We start from the raw sequence: 18,336 nt of genomic DNA, 5'->3' as shown, positions 1-18,336 counted from the left end.
TTTTTCGTTAGTGTTATTTCTTGTCAAATTTTTCTTTGACATCATCAATAACATCTTCGGCTTTTTCTTTGGCATCAGCAGCAACTTCTTTAACTTTACCAATTGCTTGATCTAGCATACCTTCTGCTTTTTTCTTGTCGTCACCTGTAACAGTACCAGCGACATCTTTTGCTTTACCTTTAAGTGTATCTTTAAGTCCGTTATCTACCATTGTAAGTGCTCCTTTTCTTTTATAACTTCATTTAACCACATTTATTTATCATATACAAGTAAAAAGATTTAATCTTAAGTTCAATAGTTTATAGTTTACAACAAACTTGAAATCTATCTTAGTTAATACTTTTCTTGGATAAGTAAACTGTCGGAAAGCTAATCCCAGCAAGGATCATCATAGAGATCAAAAATACCGTATGAAAACTCAAAATTAAGTCGTTTTTGATCATCATGGCAGATGTAATCATGGCTACTAAAGCTGTCCCAAAACTTGAACCTAAATTCTCTATCATCGTGATACCCACACTAGCTGAAGGCAATTCCCTATCAGATAATCCTGTGTAAGCTTCACTTGATAGCGACACCATAATACCACCTACGCTCATTCCACGAATGAAAAGTGAAATAGCTAACCAAAATAAATTAGTTTCTGCTGTCATCAGTACCAGAGGGATCGAACCGATAATGCCAATCATAATACTCAATAATACAACACGCTTCGCACCCATATAAGCAACCACCCGGCCAATATAAGGCCTGGTTATCAACATGCCTAGTCCTTGTGGAATCAAGGCTAAAGCAGATCGAATCATTGACAAATGTAACATATTTTGGAAAAACAAGGCCAAAATTAGCATAGGACCTATAATTGCTATATTTGCAAAAAATAACCCAACACTTGTTACACTAAATTGCCTATGATGGAAAAGAGAAAGTGGTAGAACTGTTTGGTGACTCCGTTTTATATCATAAACAACATAGCTTATCAACATCAATACACTAGCTAATAGGTAAAGATTGAAGCTAAGAGTGTTGGGGCCGACTAGTCTAGACATGCCTAAAACTAAAGTAAAACTCATACCACCTAACAAGGTAATACCAACTACATCTAATCTTTTAGTAGGATTGAAAGGTGTAAAATGCGGTAAAGATCTAGAAAGTAGAGCTATTGTAATCCCTACAATAAATACATTAATAAAAAACAACCAACGCCAAGAACTATAATAAATAATAACCCCCCCTAAAACTGGGCCAAATATTGGACCAAATATCATAGGAGTTGTGACAATTGCGATGACTCGAGCGATATTTTGTGGTCCTGCAATTTTCACAAGCAAAGTAGACATGATTGGCATAATTAAACCTGCACTAAACCCTTGTAACAATCGGCAAGCAATAAAAACCCGTATTTCAAAACTCATCCCAGCTAATACAGACGTCATGCCAAAAGCAATGATAGAGGAAATCAATACTTTTTTTCCATCAAATCGGTCCATTAACCAACCAGAGATAGGTGTTGCGATTGCAAGCATTAAAACATAACCTGTCATCCCCCACTGTACAGTCAATAAAGTTGATGAAAAAGCATGAGTTAATGGTTTGATTGCTACATTCATCATGGTAGCATCCAACATTGGTGCTACACCTGCTAGGGTAATTGCCCAGGCTACTGTCATCATCTCAGAGGGCAATTTTTGTTCTTGTTTTTGTTTTTTCATTTAAACCAACCATTTACTTTTTTTGTTTCCTTGTCAACATCATTAGTTTAGTTTATTTTTGTTTCTTTGTCAACAAAAATAAACTAAAAAAAAATAAAGACCTTTCAGCCTTATTTTAATTCTTGGTCCAGATGCTGATTGTAACAATTTAAAAATCTAATCACAATATCTAATTCTTCATCAGAAAATGACTGGAAAACTGGTTTATCATTGGAAATAAAGGTCTGATGTAACTTGCGATGCCGGTCTTCAACCTCTTGTCCAGCCACAGTTAAAGTAAAATGAATCTCTTTTTTATTATCATTTTTTTGATATGAGTTAAGTATCCCTCTGCTCTCTAACTTTTTCGTTAGTTTACTGATTGCACCACGGGTCATATATAATGCAGCGGCTATCTGAGTGACATTTGTCTCTGGATAGCTAGCAATATACTCAATCAACGAAATCTCTGATAGACTAAAACCTGATAATACACGCTCCATAATTGGTTTACGAGACAATAATAATTTATGATTAAAGTCTGTGATACCGACCATAATTTGTTCTGATTTTTCCATATCAACAGTATAACATAAACTTTATCATACAAAATAATAAAACCTTTATCACATTAAATGTGATAAAGGTTTTAAAGGAGTTTTATGAAAAGATATTTTAGGAATGAATTCATTATAATATCCTTAGCTTAACTCAGCCTTATAGCTAAAAATAGTTTCTATCTCTACTAGATGATGTAAACAGACTATCACCATCCTGCTAAGCATCGATATCACTTAAATTCTTTTTTCAATTTGTCAAAAAAGCCCTCTGGTTTTTGACTTGACACAGTTTGCCCACTTGCTTTAGCAAAAGCTTTTAAGGCATCCTTTTGTGCTTCGTTTAGTTTTTTCGGTGTCACGATATTGACGATCACATGTTGATCTCCATTGCCCGTACCTCTTAGTTTAGGTGCACCTTTACCGCGTAATCTGAAGTTTTGTCCTGTTTGTGTACCCGCTGGGATCTTCAACTTAACAGCACCATGTACTGTCGGAATTTCAACCTCATCACCAAGAGCGGCTTGCACAAACTCTAAAGGCATTTCATAAAATATTTCTGAACCATCACGTTCAAATTGCTTAGAAGCTGCAACATTAAAAATGACATAAAGATCGCCATAAGGGCCGTCATTTTTACCTGCATCTCCGCCACCATTCATACGCATTTGTTGACCAGTTTCAACGCCTGCTGGTACAGTCACTTTAATCTTATGGACTTGTCTTTCGTGACCTGTCCCATGACATGTTGGACATTTTTCTTTAATTTCTTTACCAGTACCATGACAAACATCACAAGTTGCTGTTGTCATCACACGACCTAGTGGTGTATCACGCGCGACTTGCACTTGACCATGGCCACCACATTTATGACATGTTTCGACTTTAGTACCTGGTTTAGCACCATCTCCATGACAGGTATGACAAGCCTGTTCACGGTTATAGCTAATTTCTTTTTCAACGCCAAATATCGCCTCTTCAAAAGTAAGATTGATACGATATTGTAAATCATCTCCCTGACGTGGTGCTGTCGGATTGCTTTGTGCACCACCACCACCGAAAAATGATGAGAAAATGTCGTCAAAACCACCAAAACCGCCTGCGCCACCGAATCCGCTAAAGCCACCTGCGCCACCGCCAAAACCGCCGCCATTAGCACCAGCTGACCCATACTGGTCATAAGCAGCACGCGTTTGTGGATCACCTAATGTTTCATAGGCTTCTTGTATTTCTTTATACTTCTCCTCTGCGCTCGCTTCCTTGTTAATATCTGGATGATATTGTTTCGATAGTTTACGGTATGCTTTTTTTATTTCATCTTGACTAGCAGATTTGCTAACCCCTAGACGCTCATAATATTCTGTGTTATTCATCAAAAACCTCTTTTATCTTTTTTAGTCTAAGTCTATTTTACCATGTTTGACCAATTTTGACAAAAAAATTAGCACTCTAAATACAGAGTGCTAATTACTTATTTAATCACGAGTTTTCTAACATCTAGATTTAAGACGAGTTTTGCAAAAACAATTGGCACGGCAACTGTCAAGCCAAGTAAGATAACGACACTCAAGATATCGCTACGCATACTTGTATACAAACTTGCAGTGATAACAAAGTCAATCAAAACACAGACTAGAATCAAAATGTAAAAAGGTAAGCGCAACTTCTCTAACCTGATATACGCCAAATCTTGTTCAACTGAATAGTTACTTTGTAATCTCACAATGAGTGGTATAAAAATCATCACTAGACCTACTAGACAAAACACTAAAGGTACTTTTACCAAAAATTCATTAAGATATTGTAACTCAAATAAACTAATCATATTGATATACGCTATCACTAGCGCTGGGATACCAAGACAGAGTGTTAATATCTGATAAATAACTCTGCCTACTAAGGCATGCACAAAAGTAATAGCTAACACAAGTATAAATCCTAAGGACACAACATGTATCCCTTGTTTAAGCAAACCTTGCCAAGGGATTGATATATACTGACTAGGTATAAATAAAAACCTTGTGAGGTGTGCAAGCACAGACATAAAGATAATCAAACTAAACGGAATCACTATCCAGTAAATAAATTGGGCTAGGCTGAGTTGACTAACATGACCAGTCCTACTCTTAATAAAAGGGGGAAATTTACAAATTTGATCTAGCAAGAGTACCACGCCATAGATTACAACTAAAACTAAAATAACCTTCTCACCCATCATTGCCACTTGATTTAAGGAAATATTTATATCATTTTGCCATGGACTAGTGCCACCCAAGAGCAACTGTTTATTTATAGTGTTCGATAATATAAGTGGTCTATCAACTTTTGATTGGTTAGGTTCATAATAGGTTAATAAGTTTTTTTTAACTGTTTCATATTTTTCAGGTGCAGCTTGATACAACTTTTTTGGTGTAATGTAAGTCTGACTTTTTGAAAGATTGGTAACGGTCTGAATCATATTTATATACTTGTTATGTACGCCCGATTCATAAATCTCAGACTTTGGATCATTTTTTAGATACTGTCTAGTCGCTTGATAATCTTTACTGTTTGTCCATTTGTTGACATCAGCTGACCATCGTTGCCACTGTACACTATCATTAATCATACTAACCAAACCTGCTAGTACAATCAAGACATATAAAGCAATCAGCCAATTTTGGCGCAATTTAAAATAAGCTTTCATTATCGTTTTCATCTAAGTGAACCCAATTCCTTTCTATACACATCTTCGGTCGTAACAGGTAAAATCTCAACAAAGCGATAGGTTGTCGAATCTGTAAAGATAGCAGAAATTAACGTCTCTGAAATTAGTGCCACATAAACACGCCCTCGTTTTTCTAAGATCGTCGCAACCTCACTCAGGTTTGATGGAATCGTATCTCCTTCATAGACAAATTGAATTTTAACGATATCTGATTCATAATTTTGTTCTATCACCTGTGTTTGTTTGATCAAGAAAATACGATCAGCAAGACTATCAAGCTCTGCCAAATTATGCGTTGCAATCATCACACTTCTGCCGCTATCTACCATCTCTAATAACATTTTTTTAAAGTAATCTTTAATAAAAATGTCCAAACCATCTAAAGGCTCATCAAATAAAAGATAGTTCGCCTGACTAGCAATACCTGCAGCTAAACAGACAAGGACCTTTTGTCCCTTTGAAAACTTAGCAATCGTTTTGTCTAACGGTAACGCTTGTGAAGCTAAAATGGCTTTAAACTGTGCCGTATCAAACTTAGGATAGAAATGACTCATAATCTTTAGTGCAGTAGTTGCATTATAGCCATTTATCCAACTTGCCAATGTATCTAAATAAAACACATCTTCTCGAGCATTATCACCAAGTATAACCTCACCGGTAGTTGCTTGCATCTCTCCAGACATTAACCGCATCAGAGTTGTTTTACCAGCACCATTACGGCCTACAAGACCTATAATACTACCTGGCAGCATCTCAAAATTGACATCTTCTAAGATAGCATAGCCATCAATTGTTTTGCTCAACTGTTTAACTTTTACTGTCATCAAAGCCTCTTTCTACTATCTCCAAAATTTCCGATTTACTCATATGATTGTCTCGCATATCTCGGATTAAGGTCAAACACGACTCTTTTAGTTCTTTAAGATGCAACTCTTGCAACTTTTGGGCATCATCACTAATAAAATTACCCTTACTAGGAATAGAGTGTATAACGCCTTCATTTTCTAACGTTTTATAAACTTTGACAGCTGTGTTAGGATTTATATTCTTTTCTAAAGCAAACTTTCTGACACTAGGTAACTTATCACCTGATTTTAAAATACCAGCTGCGACATCATGCTTTATGCCATAGCATAATTGTTCATATAGCGCTAATTTATTCATGGTTATCCTTTCTTACTGTATCTATTGTACTATTATACATGGTACACTTTTGACTGTCAACTATTTTTTATACCTAAAAAAAACCATGACGCATCATGATTTTTTTAGTCTTTTATGAATTGGTGCAGCAACTACGGTAAATAAGAAGGTTAACAGGGTAATGATTAGTGCAGGAATGAGTAAGATAAGCCGCGGCAAATAGCCAATGACCATCGGACGATGTTTAACATCTAATGCAGCTATCTCAGCATCCAATCGATCAAATTCTGATTCGATACGTCTTGCCACTTCAGCTAATCCTTCAGCATCCATTTTTTTAATATCTGAAATATCGATCGGATTACCAAAGTTCATATCGACACGTTCTCGTTTGGCTAAAGCTTTAAACGTCATTGGACCCTGATAGACTGCTGGCATAATCTTTACTTTAGCCATCTTAGCAATCACTGCAACGCCACCTTTTACATCGGTAGCATGACGTGAGCCTGATGGAAACATGATCAGAGATCGATTTGTTGTTTTCAACACTTTAGTAGGATACTTAATCGTGCTAGGTCCTGGATGCTCACGGTCAATCGGGAAAGCCCCACATTTTTCAATCCAATAGCCAAAAAAAGGATTTTTAAACAATTCTTTTTTAGCCATGAAAATAAACTGTTTAGGTTTTGTTGCAAAAGCTAAATAAACAGGATCCCACCATGTTCTATGAGGTGCCACAAGAATATAGTTCTCCGTTTTATCCAAAATTTTATCTGTATGATGATAATGCGCATTACCATTTAACATCCACAGTAAAAAAGTTACGAAATTTCTAAGATAAGTATAAAACATATCAGTTCCTTTATTGTCTTTCATTAATACTAGCTAATCGCCTTATACAAAAAATAGACTAGCTAGTCTATTTTACCATAATTTTCGATACTTTCTCTAACTTATCTAACCAACTTATTTTCAGTCTCATGAACTTCATCTACTTCAAACCCAGCAGCCGTGAACATATTCTTGATTTCTTGTGCACTCAATTTACCGATTAATTGAAGTTCTATAGCTGTTTTCTGATTTTCAGTGTTAATTTGAATGATGCTTCTAATATCGATCGCATTTTTGGCCAAAAGATCCACCACGTTAGCAAGCGTCCCTACGATATCAGGCATCAACAATCTTAGATGAACACCTGTTTCCCCATATCCAGCAACTTTTAAGAAGGCACCAAACACATCTTTATCGGTGATTAATCCACTCATCTGTCCATTATCTACAACAGGTAAAACACCAATATTTTTTTGACGCATTTGATACACGGCATCCTCAAGTGTTGCATATTTTGAGATCGTTTGGACTTCTCGAATCATCACTTCACCAACTGTTGTCTTATTTAGCAAATAATTCATCTCATAAACTGATAGTGTTGTTGCAACAGAAGGGCTTGCTTTCTCGATAGTTCCTGCTGTAACTAAGCCAACTAACCTGTCATCATCAATAACTGGGAGTCTGTGTATCCCTTGCTCTTTCATGATATCTGCAGCCTTAGCTATTTTTGTCGTTGGTGATACATAAATAACTTTTTTAGTCATAAAATCTTTTACTGCCATAACTGAATTCCTGCTTTCCTATATTGTTATCTCTATTTTACCACGATTAGACATAAAAAATCATACTATCTCTCAATAGTATGATTTTTTATCTCATTAACCACCTAAATAAGCTTTACGTACCTCATCAGATGCGAGTAGTTCCTTACCAGTACCAGATAAAATCACTTTACCTGTCTCTAAGACATACCCTCGGTCTGCGATAGACAAAGCCATGTTGGCATTTTGTTCGATCAATAACACTGTTGTCCCTTGCTTTTGGATATCTTTGATGATTTCAAAGATTTCTTGAATAAAGATTGGTGCAAGTCCCATCGATGGTTCATCCAATAACAACAACTTAGGCTGACTCATCAAAGCACGGCCCATTGCAAGCATTTGTTGCTCACCACCTGATAATGTGGCAGCATCTTGGTTCTTACGTTCTTCTAAACGTGGAAAACGTGCAAAGATTTTTTTCAAATTTTGTGCATTTTCTTCACGATTTTTTCTTAGAAACGCACCCATCTCAAGATTTTCCATAACAGATAAGCCTGGAAAAACATGACGACCTTCTGGCACTTGTGATAAGCCACTAGCAACTATTTTTTGAGCGGGTGTTTTTTGAATTTCTTTACCTTCGAAAATAATTTTACCATTTGATGGACGTACTAAACCAGAAATCGTACGTAAGATAGACGTTTTACCAGCACCATTAGCACCGATTAGTGAAACAACTTCACCTTCGTTAACTTCAAAAGACACATCACGAACACCTTGGATGACACCATAGTGGACATCAAGATGATCTATTTCTAACATGGCCATTATGCTTCACCTCCTAGATATGCTTCGATAACACGTTTATTATTCTTGATTTCCTCAGGTGTCCCATGGGCAATTAAACGACCATACTCTAAAACGTAGATACGTTCTGTAACATTCATCACCAAACTCATGTCATGTTCAATCAACAAAATCGTGATATTGAACTGTTGTTGAATTTGTTTGATAAGTGTCGTTAATTCTGCTGTTTCTTGGGGGTTCATCCCTGCAGCTGGCTCATCTAAAAACAAGATTTTTGGTTGAGTTGCAAGTGCACGCACAATTTCTAAACGTCTTTGTTCGCCATAAGGCAGATTTTTAGCTAAGCTATCATGCTTCACTTCAAGATCGAAAATAGCAAGCAACTCAAGTGCTTCTTTTTTCATCTCTTCTTCTTGTTTATAATAAGCTGGTAAACGTAGGACTGATGAGAAGAAACGAGATTTTTTTCTTGTTCCCATTGCAATCAAGACATTATCTAATACCGTCAAATTTTTAAATAAGCGAATATTTTGGAACGTACGAGACAAACCAGCAGCAGCTATTTTATAGGTTGGTAAACCATTTAAAAGCTCTCCACCTAAGCTGACTGTTCCCTCAGATGGCTCATAAACGCCTGTCAAAAGGTTGAACAAAGTTGTCTTACCAGCACCATTTGGCCCGATAAGGCCAACAAGTTCAGATTCGCCCAACTCGATATTAACATCTCCAACAGCTGTTAAGCCACCAAAGTTTTTTGTAAGATTTTTTACTTCAAGAAGTGCCATTATTTAGCCTCCTTATTTTCTTTTTTATTGAAGAAACGTGAGAGTTTGAATTCCCATGTTCCTAGTAAGCCACCTGGGCGGAAGATCATCACTAAAATCAAAACTAATGAATAGATGATCATACGAATTGCACCAAAATCTTGTAGGAACATATTTAATAAGCCTAAGATAACTGCTGCAATAATTGTTCCTGTAATAGAGCCTAAACCACCAAGTACGACGATGATCAAAGCATCTACTGATTTCATCCATGTGAAATCTTTCGGTGTTACAGTACCGATAAATCCTGCATACAAACTACCTGCTATGGCAGTAACCATCGCACCAAGTGTGAACGCAATAACTTTAACACGGGTCACATTAACACCCATAGATTCAGAAGCGATCTCATCTTCACGTACAGATAAGGTCGCACGTCCTGATGGCGAGTAGATAAAGTTTAACACGAAAATAATCACAAGTACTGCAAAGATGAAAGTCATGCCCCAGCTAGTGAACAGAACAATTCCTGATAACCCAGCTGCACCGTTGGTAAGGTCCCCACCATTCATAATTAAGATACGGATGATTTCCGACACACCTAACGTTGCAATCGCAAGATAATCACCTTTTAATCTTAATGTTGGATACCCAACAATAACAGCGACGATACCTGCAACAACAGCACCGATCAACATAGACAAGAAAATTGTTCCCCATGTTGGTGCTAGTCTAGCTGACACGATTGCTGAAGCGTAGGCACCGATTGCCATAAATCCTGCAGAGCCAAATGAGAACTGACCTGTAAAACCGATAACCAAGTTAAGTCCAACAGCGACGATTAAGTTAATCCCAATCTGTGTAATGATTTGCGTCACAAATTCGTTAATAACACCCGCACTGATCAGACCGATTAAAATACCATAGATAACTGCGATAATAACAAGCCAAATAAGGGATAGTTTTAGATTTTTTTTCATTATCTTACACCTTCTCCTTCAAGTTTTTACCTAGAATACCTGCAGGACGAATCAACAAAATGATGATTAAAACAGCGTAAACCACCGCATCTTTGTATCCTGCTACCCAAGAGAGTTTACCTGGGAGTGATTGTGCAAGTGTCTCAAGAAGACCAATAACAATACCACCAAGTGCTGCACCAGGGATGATACCGATACCACCTAGTACTGCCGCAACGAATGCTTTTAGACCTGGCGCCATACCCATAAGTGGATCTATCGAGCCATAGTAAAGTCCGATCAAAACACCAGCCGCACCAGCTAGAGCTGATCCTAAAGCAAAGGTAAAGCTGATTGTTCTATCAACGTTAATCCCCATTAAACGTGCAGCATCTGCTTCAACAGATACAGCTCGCATGGCTTTACCCATTTTTGTTTTCTTAACGATCAACTGTAATAATACCATCAAGATAATAGCCGTTATCAAGATCATGAATTGAACATTTGTAATCGTGATACTACCTAACGTATATTTTTTGACAGCGATGGCAGTAGGAAATTGACGTGATGCAGATCCTACAAAGTAAATCATGACATTTTCGAGTAAAAATGATACACCAATCGCAGTAATCAAAGCTGCTACCTTACTTGACTTACGTAATGGTCGGTAAGCCAAGAATTCGATCACCACACCCAAAATTGAACAGCCAATCATCGATAAAACTAAAGCGATAAAAAAGTTCATATGTAGGGAATTAATGAAGTAATAGCCCATAAAAGCGCCCATCATGTAGACGTCTCCGTGAGCAAAGTTGATTAGTTTGATAATCCCGTAAACCATAGTGTAGCCAAGCGCAATTAAGGCATACACACTTCCGAGAATCAAGCCATTGACAATAATCTGCATTGCTTTTCTCCAATATATATATTCTAAAATAAGATAATATTGTCTAACAAAAGTAGACAATTATTCTATCTATTTTACCATAATTTTCAGAAAATTCAAGCCGAGTTTTCATATTTTTTGACCAGATATAAAGAAAATTTATACCATAAAAATAGTTTGTTAAGACGAGACTATAAGCACTTGAACAAGAAGTTAGATAATCTAAACTGAAAACAGTCATAACTAGTTAATCAATTCTGACGCCAATATCCACCAGGCAATAAAAAAAACGCAACATATCATAGGTTACGTTTTAAATATCAATAGACAAGCACTCTCATTAAGGATTAATAATTTCCGCAGAGACTTCTTTACCATTTTCAAGTTTAACAAGATAAGCTGATTTTACAGGATCATGATATTTGTTGACCGTAATCGTTCCTGTCACACCTTTAAAGTTCTTAATTTTGGCTAAGCCGTTTGCAACGTCAACTGAAGTTTTAGCTTTTTCAGAAACTGCCGCTTCATTAATCATCATGACAGCATCATAAGCGCACGCTTCATAAGCAGATGGTGCGACACCATACTTAGCTTTATAATTTTTGATAAAAGCTTCTGTTTTATCATTGGCAGGTTTCAAACTTGAAAATCCTGATACAAAATAGATATTGTTAGCAGCTTTTTCTCCAGCAAGACTTGCAAAAGTAGGATCTGCTAGCACATCACCACCCACGACAGGCATGGTCATGCCAAGTTCGCGTGCTTGTTTAACTAAAATACCAGCTTCTTGGTAGTAACCTAAAACAACCAAGGCACCAAATTTTTCTTTCGATAATTTTGATAATTGTGCTTGGAAATCTTTTTCTCCAGCTTGGAATGTAGCAACTTCTGAAATTTTACCCTTGTAGTTGTCTTTAAAATTTTGATAAAGACCTTTTGCATAGTCAGATGAATTATCGTAGTATACTGCAACATTTTCAGCTTTCAACTTGTCTGTTACAAAATTAGAAATAACTTTCCCTTGAAACGAGTCAGGGAAGATGGCACGAAATACATATTTTTCGACTTTATTTCCTTGGTGAGTTAATTCGTTATTGGTTGACGTTGGGGCAACGATTGGCACTGCAAATTTATTCGCATTTGGTATCATTGCTTTTGTTTGTGAAGACGCATTCGTCCCAACAACTGCATTCACCTTATCATTTGCCATCAAATTCGTCGCAACTGTTGCTGACTCAGCATTATCTGACTTGTTGTCTTTTTTGACAACTTCTATTTTTTTACCATTAATACCACCAGCAGCATTAAGTTCTGCCACTGCCATGTCTGCACCGCGTTCGCTACCTTTACCGTAAGCAGCAACAGCACCAGTCATTTCGATATCATAGCCAATTTTAAAAGTTTTGCCAATTGCGTTCCCATTAGCATTTCTACTCTCTCCCGGAGCAGCACAAGAGGCAAGTGTCAAGACTGCAGCGACAGCCAAAACACTTAAAAAAACTTTAGATGATTTATTCATTACATTCTCCTAGATAATAATATGTGGCTAGATACGTTTACAGCAATTTAATTATCATTGTATCAATTTTCTGAAAGTTGTCAAGCTGCTATCAGAAAAGTTGATGTTGTACACTAGCTTAATCACACAAACAAACGCAAGCAATTCAACAAGTTAACCTAAAAATTAATCCTTAATTATTAACTCTTTTGCACTAAAATAAGTTGACGACTGGCGTCAACTTATTTTAAGCAATGAATCGATTGAAACGTCATCCATATTTAAACTTTTATAGCACTTATTTCACAATTTTTGCTGAAACTTCCTTGCCATCTTCAAGTTGAACCATTACCGCCGCTTTAACAGGGTTATGATATTTATCAATATCTATTGTACCTGTCGCACCAACTAAACCTTTTGTATCCGCTAGTGCTTTTGCTAATTCTGTAGAATTAGTCACTTTTTCCTTTTCCACTGCTTGTTTAATCATGTAGACTGCATCATAAGCACATGCAGCAAATGCTGACGGCTCTTCTTTATAAGCTGCTTGGTAAGCCGAGATAAATGTTTTAGTTGTCTCATTAAATGGTGCTTTAGTCGAGAACCCTGCCACATAGTGAATATTAGTTGCTGATTTACCTGCTAAAGCTGTATAAGTTGGATCAGAAATACCATCTCCACCAACGATTGTTTGCGTAATACCCATTTCACGTGCTTGTTTAGTAATGAGACCACCCTCAGCATAGTAACCGATCAAAGCAATTGCATCAAAAGATTTGTCTTTCACTTTTGTTAAAGCCGCTTGAAAATCTTTATCTCCACCTTGGTAGCTCAATGTATCAACAATATCACCCTTATAATTTTGCTTAAAGGTTTTCAAAATGCCGCGAGCATAATCCGATGAATTGTCATAGTAAACCAATACTTTTTTCGCTTTTAAGGTATTCTCCGTGTAGTTAGCGATAACTTTACCTTGGAATGAATCTGGAAAAATCGTACGGAAAATATAGGATTGTACCTTACCATCTTTATAAGTCAGACTATCATTTGTACCTGTTGGGGTAATCAAGGGTACTTTTGATTTAGTGACATTAGGCGTTGCGGCAAGCGTACCACCTGAAGACATCGGACCAATCATTGCAACAACTTTATCGTTATTTGCTAAGTTAGAGGCAACCGTTGCCACTTCGCCGTTATCAGTCTTGTTATCTTTAACGACTAACTCAATCTTTTTACCACCAATGCCACCTTTGGCATTGATTTCATCAGCAGCGAGTTTTATGGCATTTTTTTCAGCATTACCTGGGGCTGCATAAGCACCAGATAACTCCATATTAACACCAATCTTAACCGTTTTACCGATGGTATTTCCTTTATCTGATGCTGCTTTATCTGCACCAGGTGCTGCGCCACAACCAGCCAATAGGACAAGACCTAATCCTACAACACCTAAAATTCCAATTTTCTTCATTTTTTCTCCTAATACGGACAAAAGTCACAAAGTCTGATGACTTTGTGACGTTGTCACAGCTCGGTCGCCGATTTAGTTTGGTTTAACAACCGTTTCAGATGCTTCTTTACCATTGTCAAGTTTCACAACCACTGCATCTTTAATTGGGTTATGCTCTTTATCTACAGTAATGTCACCAGTCGCGCCAGTAAAGTTTTTCAACTTAGCAAGGCCATCTTTAACATCTACAGAAGTTTTTGCTTTCGTATCTTCAGCAGCTTGTTTTACCATGTAAACTGCATCATAGGAAAGGGCATCAAACATAGAAGGTTCAGATTGATATTTTGCTTTGTAGCCTGCGATAAATTTCTTAGTGATATCATTTGCAGGTGTACGTCCTGAATAACCTGATACATAATAAACGTTTGTTGCACCAGCATTACCAGCTAATGAAATAAATGTTGGATCGGCAAAACCATCACCACCAAGAATTGGTTGTGTTAAGCCAAATTCACGTGCTTGTTTTGTAATTAATCCTGCTTCATTGTAGTAGCCTGGCATTACAATTGCATCAAAATCTTCAGATTTAATTTTAGATAATGTTCTTGGAAGTCTTTGTCCCCTGATTGGAACGTTACTTTATCAACGATCTTACCTTTATACGTTTTTTCAAATGATTTAGCGATACCTTTGGCATAGTCAGATGAGTTATCATAGTACAAGACAACTTTTTTAGCATTTAGTTTATCTGCTGTGTAGTTAGCAAGTACTTTACCTTGATAGCTATCTTGGAAAGTTGAACGGAAAATAAACTCATTCACTTTACCTTTTGACTCTGTCAAGGTATCATCTGTACCACCAGGTGTTACCAATGGCACAGCACCTTTTGTAACATTTGGTGTCATTGATTTAACAGCACCAGATGTCATAGACCCAATGATTGCATTTACTTTATCGTTATTAATCAAATTTGAAGCAACAGTCGCAGCTTCCACGTTATCAGATTTATTATCTTTTGAGATTACTTTGATTTGTTTGCCGTTAATACCGCCAGCTTTGTTAATCTCATCAACCGCTAGATCAGCACCTTTTTTACCAGCATTACCATAAGCTGCTACTGCTCCTGAAAGTTCAAGGTCATACCCTAATTTGAAGTTGTCCCCAATTGCTGTCCCTTTAGATGCTGATGAGTTTCCGCCAGGTGCGGTACTACATGCTGCTAATGACAACACGGCTAAGCCTGTCGCTGCTATTATTCCTAAAGCTTTAAGTTTCATACTTTTTCTCCTACTAATTCTAAGCCTACATAATATTCTGAAAATTCAGTTCTTAAATAGTATACAAAACTATCTGATAATTGTCAACGATTTGATAGCCAGTTAAACTTATAGCAATAAAATTAGCATCTGGGGAGTTTGCCACCTCTCAAAGAAGCGATGTTTAGCTAGATACACGCTCTCTTGTATCTATGATCAACGTCACAGGACCATCGTTTTCGAGTGCTATTTTCATATCTGCACCAAAAATACCCGTAACAGTCTGAACTTCTGCCTGCAGTGCTTGATTGAACTTATCATATAATGCTTTTGCATGTTCTGGGTTCCCTGCTTTAGTAAAACTTGGCCGGTTCCCTTTTTTTGTTTCTGCAAATAAAGTAAATTGGGAGATAGATAAGATAGCACCATTCGCGATATCTTTAACAGATAGGTTCATTTTATCAGCATCATCTGAAAAAATACGGAGATGACTTACTTTTCTAACAGCATAGGCAACATCTGCATCTGTATCTGCATCTTCTATTCCGACAAATAGTAATAACCCTTGTTGAATTTCAGAAATAATGCGGTCATCAACCCTGCAACTAGCCTGCTTAACACGTTGAATCACAAGTTTCATATGTGGTCATTTCCCCCTTTTCATTGATATAATCGCTTAATCAAATAGTTTAACCATTTGTTCGTTTCACACTATATACATCAGGTACCATTTTGATTTTATCGACAACAGTTGTCAACTCTGACAAATTCTTAATACTGAGTTGTACGTGTATGTTTGCCATTTTCAAATCTTTTGTTGGTTGTGCATTGATTGAAATCAATTTTTTAGTCGTATTAGATAAGACTTGCATGACATCATTGGCGATACCAGTCCGATTGAAACCAAAAATATCGATATTAGCAACGTAGTCTTTACTGCCGCCCTGTTCTTCCCACTCAACAGCGATCAAACGATTCTCGTAATCTTCTTGACTCTTCACATTTTGACAATCCGTTCGATGAATAGAAACCCCACGACCTTTAGTAATGTAACCAATAATATCATCACCTGGTACAGGATTACAGCATTTACTCATCCGAACAAGTAGACTATCAATACCCGCTACATTTACCCCACCATCATGGCGAATTTTCATGATTTCACCAGTGGTCTTGACCTCACCATTCATCAGCTCTTCAGCTTCTTTGCGTGCTTTTTCACGCTCAATTTCACGGCGTTCGTCTTCGGTCAACTTATTAAAAACAGTTATAACACCAGTTTCGCCAAATCCGATAGAGGCAAACAAAGCGTCTGAATCTCTGAAATTCAAGCGATCACATACTGATGCTAGATGTTTTTTATCCAGATATTGATTAGGCACAAACCCATTTTCTAATAAATAATCCTGTAATAACTCTCGACCTTTATTAATCGACAATTCTTTATCTTGGTTTTTAAAGAATTGCTTAATTTTGTTACGTGCTTTATTTGTTTTAACGAGTTTAATCCAATCACGACTAGGACCAAATGATGTTTTATTGGTCACAATTTCAACAACATCACCGGTTTTTAAAACCTGCGTTAGTGCTGTCATACGCCCATTGATTTTGGCACCTACTGCCTTATCTCCAACCTGAGTATGAATTGCATAGGCAAAATCTATAGGACCTGATCCTGATGGTAACTCTTGTACAGCACCGGTTGGGGTAAATACATAAATCTTTTCAGATAAAATATCTTCTTGAACTGCTTTCACAAAATCTTGTGCATCATTTGACTCATCTTGGAGTTCAACGAGTTCATGAATCCAATTCAAATTCTGTGAAATTTCATTGGCAGAGACTTGATCTTGTCTACCTGCTTTATAGGCCCAATGCGCTGCAACCCCATATTCGGCAATCTCATGCATTTCACGCGTGCGAATTTGAAACTCCATCGGACCTTTCGGTCCATAAACAGTCGTGTGAACAGACTGATAACCATTCGCCTTTGGATTTGCGATGTAGTCCTTAAAACGGCCCGGCATCGGTTTCCAAAGGTCATGGATGTATCCTAAAGTCGTATAAACATCACTCGTTGTATCCAAAATACAGCGAACAGCAATCAAATCATATAGCTCATCAAAGCGTTTCTTTTTATCATGCATTTTACGGTAAATGCTATAGATATGTTTGGGGCGACCGTAAATCTCACCAACAACCCCTACTTTTTCGATATAAGTTTTAAGCTCTGAGGTTACCGCGTCAACTAATTTTTCACGATCAGCACGTTTCTCCTTCATCAACCCTCGGATACGGTAAAATTCGATTTCATCTAGATAACGAAAAGATAAATCCTCTAATTCCCATTTGATGCGAGAAATACCCAGGCGATGTGCTAGTGGCGCATAAATCGCCATCGTTTCTCTAGAGATACGTTTTTGCTTGTCTGAACGAAGATGTTTGAGCGTGCGCATATTATGCAAGCGGTCAGCTAGTTTAACTAAAATAACCCGCATGTCTTTTGACATGGCCATCAACATTTTTCGATGATTTTCGGCTAACTGTTCTTCGTGTGATTTATATTCAACTTTACCAAGTTTTGTCACGCCATCTACGATAACACGAACATCAAGACCAAACTCAGCTTCTAGATCATCTAGTGTACTTTCGGTATCCTCAACCACATCATGAAGAAAGCCACAAGACACTGTAATCGCATCGAGCTTTAGATTCGCTAAAATCCCCGCAACTTGAATCGGATGGATGATATAAGGTTCACCTGATTGTCGGTATTGTTCTTTATGAGCATTGGTAGCATACTTTAATGCTTTTTTCACCAGAACAATATCTCGTTCTCCCATATAAGTTTCTGCTAGAGCGACAACTTCTGCTCCTGTGAGATTTGGTTCGCTTGCCATATCTTTTACTATTTGTCTTTTAGTCTACCGCCTTCAAAAGACAATCCTTTCCTAAAAATGATGATAATTAGTCCTATTATAACACAGCTCCACAACAAAATCTGTTTCCATTTTTTAAAAATAATC

At 37.1% G+C, this 18,336-nt stretch carries 17 protein-coding genes and 1 pseudogene; all 18 read right to left on the bottom strand.

The annotated features are described in order from the left end of the window. Window positions 1–13: 13 nt before the first annotated feature. The 18 genes and pseudogenes from RU87_RS00455 to RU87_RS00370 all read right to left on the bottom strand — a co-directional run bounded on the left by RU87_RS00455 (window position 14) and on the right by RU87_RS00370 (window position 18,210). The gene (locus RU87_RS00455) at window positions 14–211 is read right to left on the bottom strand and encodes a CsbD family protein (RefSeq protein ID WP_068159813.1); all 198 of its coding nucleotides are present in this window, start codon (window positions 209–211) and stop codon (window positions 14–16) included. A 118-nt stretch (window positions 212–329) separates the two neighbouring features. Further along, on the bottom strand, window positions 330–1,712 hold the full coding sequence (locus tag RU87_RS00450; protein ID WP_068159816.1) for an MFS transporter: 1,383 nt from the start codon (window positions 1,710–1,712) through the stop codon (window positions 330–332). A gap of 110 nt (window positions 1,713–1,822) precedes the next feature. Beyond that, window positions 1,823–2,269 (bottom strand): MarR family winged helix-turn-helix transcriptional regulator, encoded by a 447-nt coding sequence (locus RU87_RS00445; protein ID WP_068159821.1) that lies wholly within the window; start codon window positions 2,267–2,269, stop codon window positions 1,823–1,825. A 212-nt stretch (window positions 2,270–2,481) separates the two neighbouring features. Further along, window positions 2,482–3,621, bottom strand: a complete 1,140-nt coding sequence (dnaJ, locus tag RU87_RS00440; RefSeq protein WP_068159824.1) for a molecular chaperone DnaJ — start codon at window positions 3,619–3,621, stop codon at window positions 2,482–2,484. Window positions 3,622–3,719: 98 nt separating this feature from the next. Beyond that, a complete protein-coding gene (locus RU87_RS00435) occupies window positions 3,720–4,946 on the bottom strand; it encodes a hypothetical protein (protein WP_068159827.1) in 1,227 nt (408 codons plus the stop codon). Next, the gene (locus RU87_RS00430) at window positions 4,943–5,779 is read right to left on the bottom strand and encodes an ATP-binding cassette domain-containing protein (RefSeq protein ID WP_068159830.1); all 837 of its coding nucleotides are present in this window, start codon (window positions 5,777–5,779) and stop codon (window positions 4,943–4,945) included. The genes RU87_RS00435 and RU87_RS00430 overlap by 4 nt, the downstream gene beginning before the upstream one ends. Beyond that, window positions 5,763–6,119, bottom strand: a complete 357-nt coding sequence (locus tag RU87_RS00425; protein ID WP_068159834.1) for a GntR family transcriptional regulator — start codon at window positions 6,117–6,119, stop codon at window positions 5,763–5,765. Before RU87_RS00425 ends, RU87_RS00430 begins: the two co-directional genes overlap by 17 nt. Window positions 6,120–6,212: 93 nt before the next feature. Further along, a complete protein-coding gene (locus RU87_RS00420; RefSeq protein WP_068159837.1) occupies window positions 6,213–6,950 on the bottom strand; it encodes a lysophospholipid acyltransferase family protein in 738 nt (245 codons plus the stop codon). Window positions 6,951–7,051: 101 nt separating this feature from the next. Further along, a complete protein-coding gene (locus tag RU87_RS00415) occupies window positions 7,052–7,711 on the bottom strand; it encodes a CBS and ACT domain-containing protein (protein ID WP_068159840.1) in 660 nt (219 codons plus the stop codon). Window positions 7,712–7,807: 96 nt separating this feature from the next. Then, window positions 7,808–8,518, bottom strand: a complete 711-nt coding sequence (locus tag RU87_RS00410) for an ABC transporter ATP-binding protein (protein ID WP_068159842.1) — start codon at window positions 8,516–8,518, stop codon at window positions 7,808–7,810. Continuing rightward, window positions 8,518–9,282 (bottom strand): ABC transporter ATP-binding protein, encoded by a 765-nt coding sequence (locus RU87_RS00405; protein ID WP_068159845.1) that lies wholly within the window; start codon window positions 9,280–9,282, stop codon window positions 8,518–8,520. Before RU87_RS00405 ends, RU87_RS00410 begins: the two co-directional genes overlap by 1 nt. Beyond that, window positions 9,282–10,241, bottom strand: a complete 960-nt coding sequence (locus RU87_RS00400) for a branched-chain amino acid ABC transporter permease (protein WP_068159847.1) — start codon at window positions 10,239–10,241, stop codon at window positions 9,282–9,284. Before RU87_RS00400 ends, RU87_RS00405 begins: the two co-directional genes overlap by 1 nt. A gap of 4 nt (window positions 10,242–10,245) precedes the next feature. Next, a complete protein-coding gene (locus tag RU87_RS00395; RefSeq protein WP_068159851.1) occupies window positions 10,246–11,127 on the bottom strand; it encodes a branched-chain amino acid ABC transporter permease in 882 nt (293 codons plus the stop codon). A 319-nt stretch (window positions 11,128–11,446) separates the two neighbouring features. After that, window positions 11,447–12,625, bottom strand: coding sequence for an ABC transporter substrate-binding protein (locus RU87_RS00390; RefSeq protein WP_068159854.1), 1,179 nt, complete (start codon window positions 12,623–12,625; stop codon window positions 11,447–11,449). A 277-nt stretch (window positions 12,626–12,902) separates the two neighbouring features. Next, entirely contained in the window at window positions 12,903–14,075 is a 1,173-nt protein-coding gene (locus tag RU87_RS00385; protein WP_068159858.1) for an ABC transporter substrate-binding protein, read from the bottom strand. A gap of 72 nt (window positions 14,076–14,147) precedes the next feature. Next, a pseudogene (locus RU87_RS00380) lies at window positions 14,148–15,331 on the bottom strand (ABC transporter substrate-binding protein). A gap of 163 nt (window positions 15,332–15,494) precedes the next feature. After that, on the bottom strand, window positions 15,495–15,950 hold the full coding sequence (dtd, locus tag RU87_RS00375; RefSeq protein WP_068159864.1) for a D-aminoacyl-tRNA deacylase: 456 nt from the start codon (window positions 15,948–15,950) through the stop codon (window positions 15,495–15,497). A 49-nt stretch (window positions 15,951–15,999) separates the two neighbouring features. Next, entirely contained in the window at window positions 16,000–18,210 is a 2,211-nt protein-coding gene (locus RU87_RS00370; RefSeq protein WP_068159868.1) for a RelA/SpoT family protein, read from the bottom strand. Between the last annotated feature and the right edge of the window lie 126 nt (window positions 18,211–18,336).

It is taken from the genome of Pseudolactococcus plantarum (assembly GCF_002441715.1).
Classification (GTDB): domain Bacteria; phylum Bacillota; class Bacilli; order Lactobacillales; family Streptococcaceae; genus Pseudolactococcus; species Pseudolactococcus plantarum.
The sequence above is the reverse complement of the archived record's forward strand: the minus strand, read 5'-3'. Positions and strand labels throughout refer to the sequence as shown.

Coding starts and splice junctions, on each gene's coding strand:
- RU87_RS00415 (WP_068159840.1), bottom strand. CDS start 7,711: ATGGCAGTAAAAGATTTTATGACTAAAAAAGTTATTTATGTATCACCA.
- RU87_RS00405 (WP_068159845.1), bottom strand. CDS start 9,282: ATGGCACTTCTTGAAGTAAAAAATCTTACAAAAAACTTTGGTGGCTTA.
- RU87_RS00390 (WP_068159854.1), bottom strand. CDS start 12,625: ATGAATAAATCATCTAAAGTTTTTTTAAGTGTTTTGGCTGTCGCTGCA.
- RU87_RS00395 (WP_068159851.1), bottom strand. CDS start 11,127: ATGCAGATTATTGTCAATGGCTTGATTCTCGGAAGTGTGTATGCCTTA.
- RU87_RS00435 (WP_068159827.1), bottom strand. CDS start 4,946: ATGAAAACGATAATGAAAGCTTATTTTAAATTGCGCCAAAATTGGCTG.
- RU87_RS00455 (WP_068159813.1), bottom strand. CDS start 211: ATGGTAGATAACGGACTTAAAGATACACTTAAAGGTAAAGCAAAAGAT.
- RU87_RS00450 (WP_068159816.1), bottom strand. CDS start 1,712: ATGAAAAAACAAAAACAAGAACAAAAATTGCCCTCTGAGATGATGACA.
- RU87_RS00370 (WP_068159868.1), bottom strand. CDS start 18,210: ATGGCAAGCGAACCAAATCTCACAGGAGCAGAAGTTGTCGCTCTAGCA.
- dnaJ (WP_068159824.1), bottom strand. CDS start 3,621: ATGAATAACACAGAATATTATGAGCGTCTAGGGGTTAGCAAATCTGCT.
- RU87_RS00420 (WP_068159837.1), bottom strand. CDS start 6,950: ATGTTTTATACTTATCTTAGAAATTTCGTAACTTTTTTACTGTGGATG.
- RU87_RS00400 (WP_068159847.1), bottom strand. CDS start 10,241: ATGAAAAAAAATCTAAAACTATCCCTTATTTGGCTTGTTATTATCGCA.
- dtd (WP_068159864.1), bottom strand. CDS start 15,950: ATGAAACTTGTGATTCAACGTGTTAAGCAGGCTAGTTGCAGGGTTGAT.
- RU87_RS00425 (WP_068159834.1), bottom strand. CDS start 6,119: ATGAATAAATTAGCGCTATATGAACAATTATGCTATGGCATAAAGCAT.
- RU87_RS00445 (WP_068159821.1), bottom strand. CDS start 2,269: ATGGAAAAATCAGAACAAATTATGGTCGGTATCACAGACTTTAATCAT.
- RU87_RS00430 (WP_068159830.1), bottom strand. CDS start 5,779: ATGACAGTAAAAGTTAAACAGTTGAGCAAAACAATTGATGGCTATGCT.
- RU87_RS00410 (WP_068159842.1), bottom strand. CDS start 8,518: ATGGCCATGTTAGAAATAGATCATCTTGATGTCCACTATGGTGTCATC.
- RU87_RS00385 (WP_068159858.1), bottom strand. CDS start 14,075: ATGAAGAAAATTGGAATTTTAGGTGTTGTAGGATTAGGTCTTGTCCTA.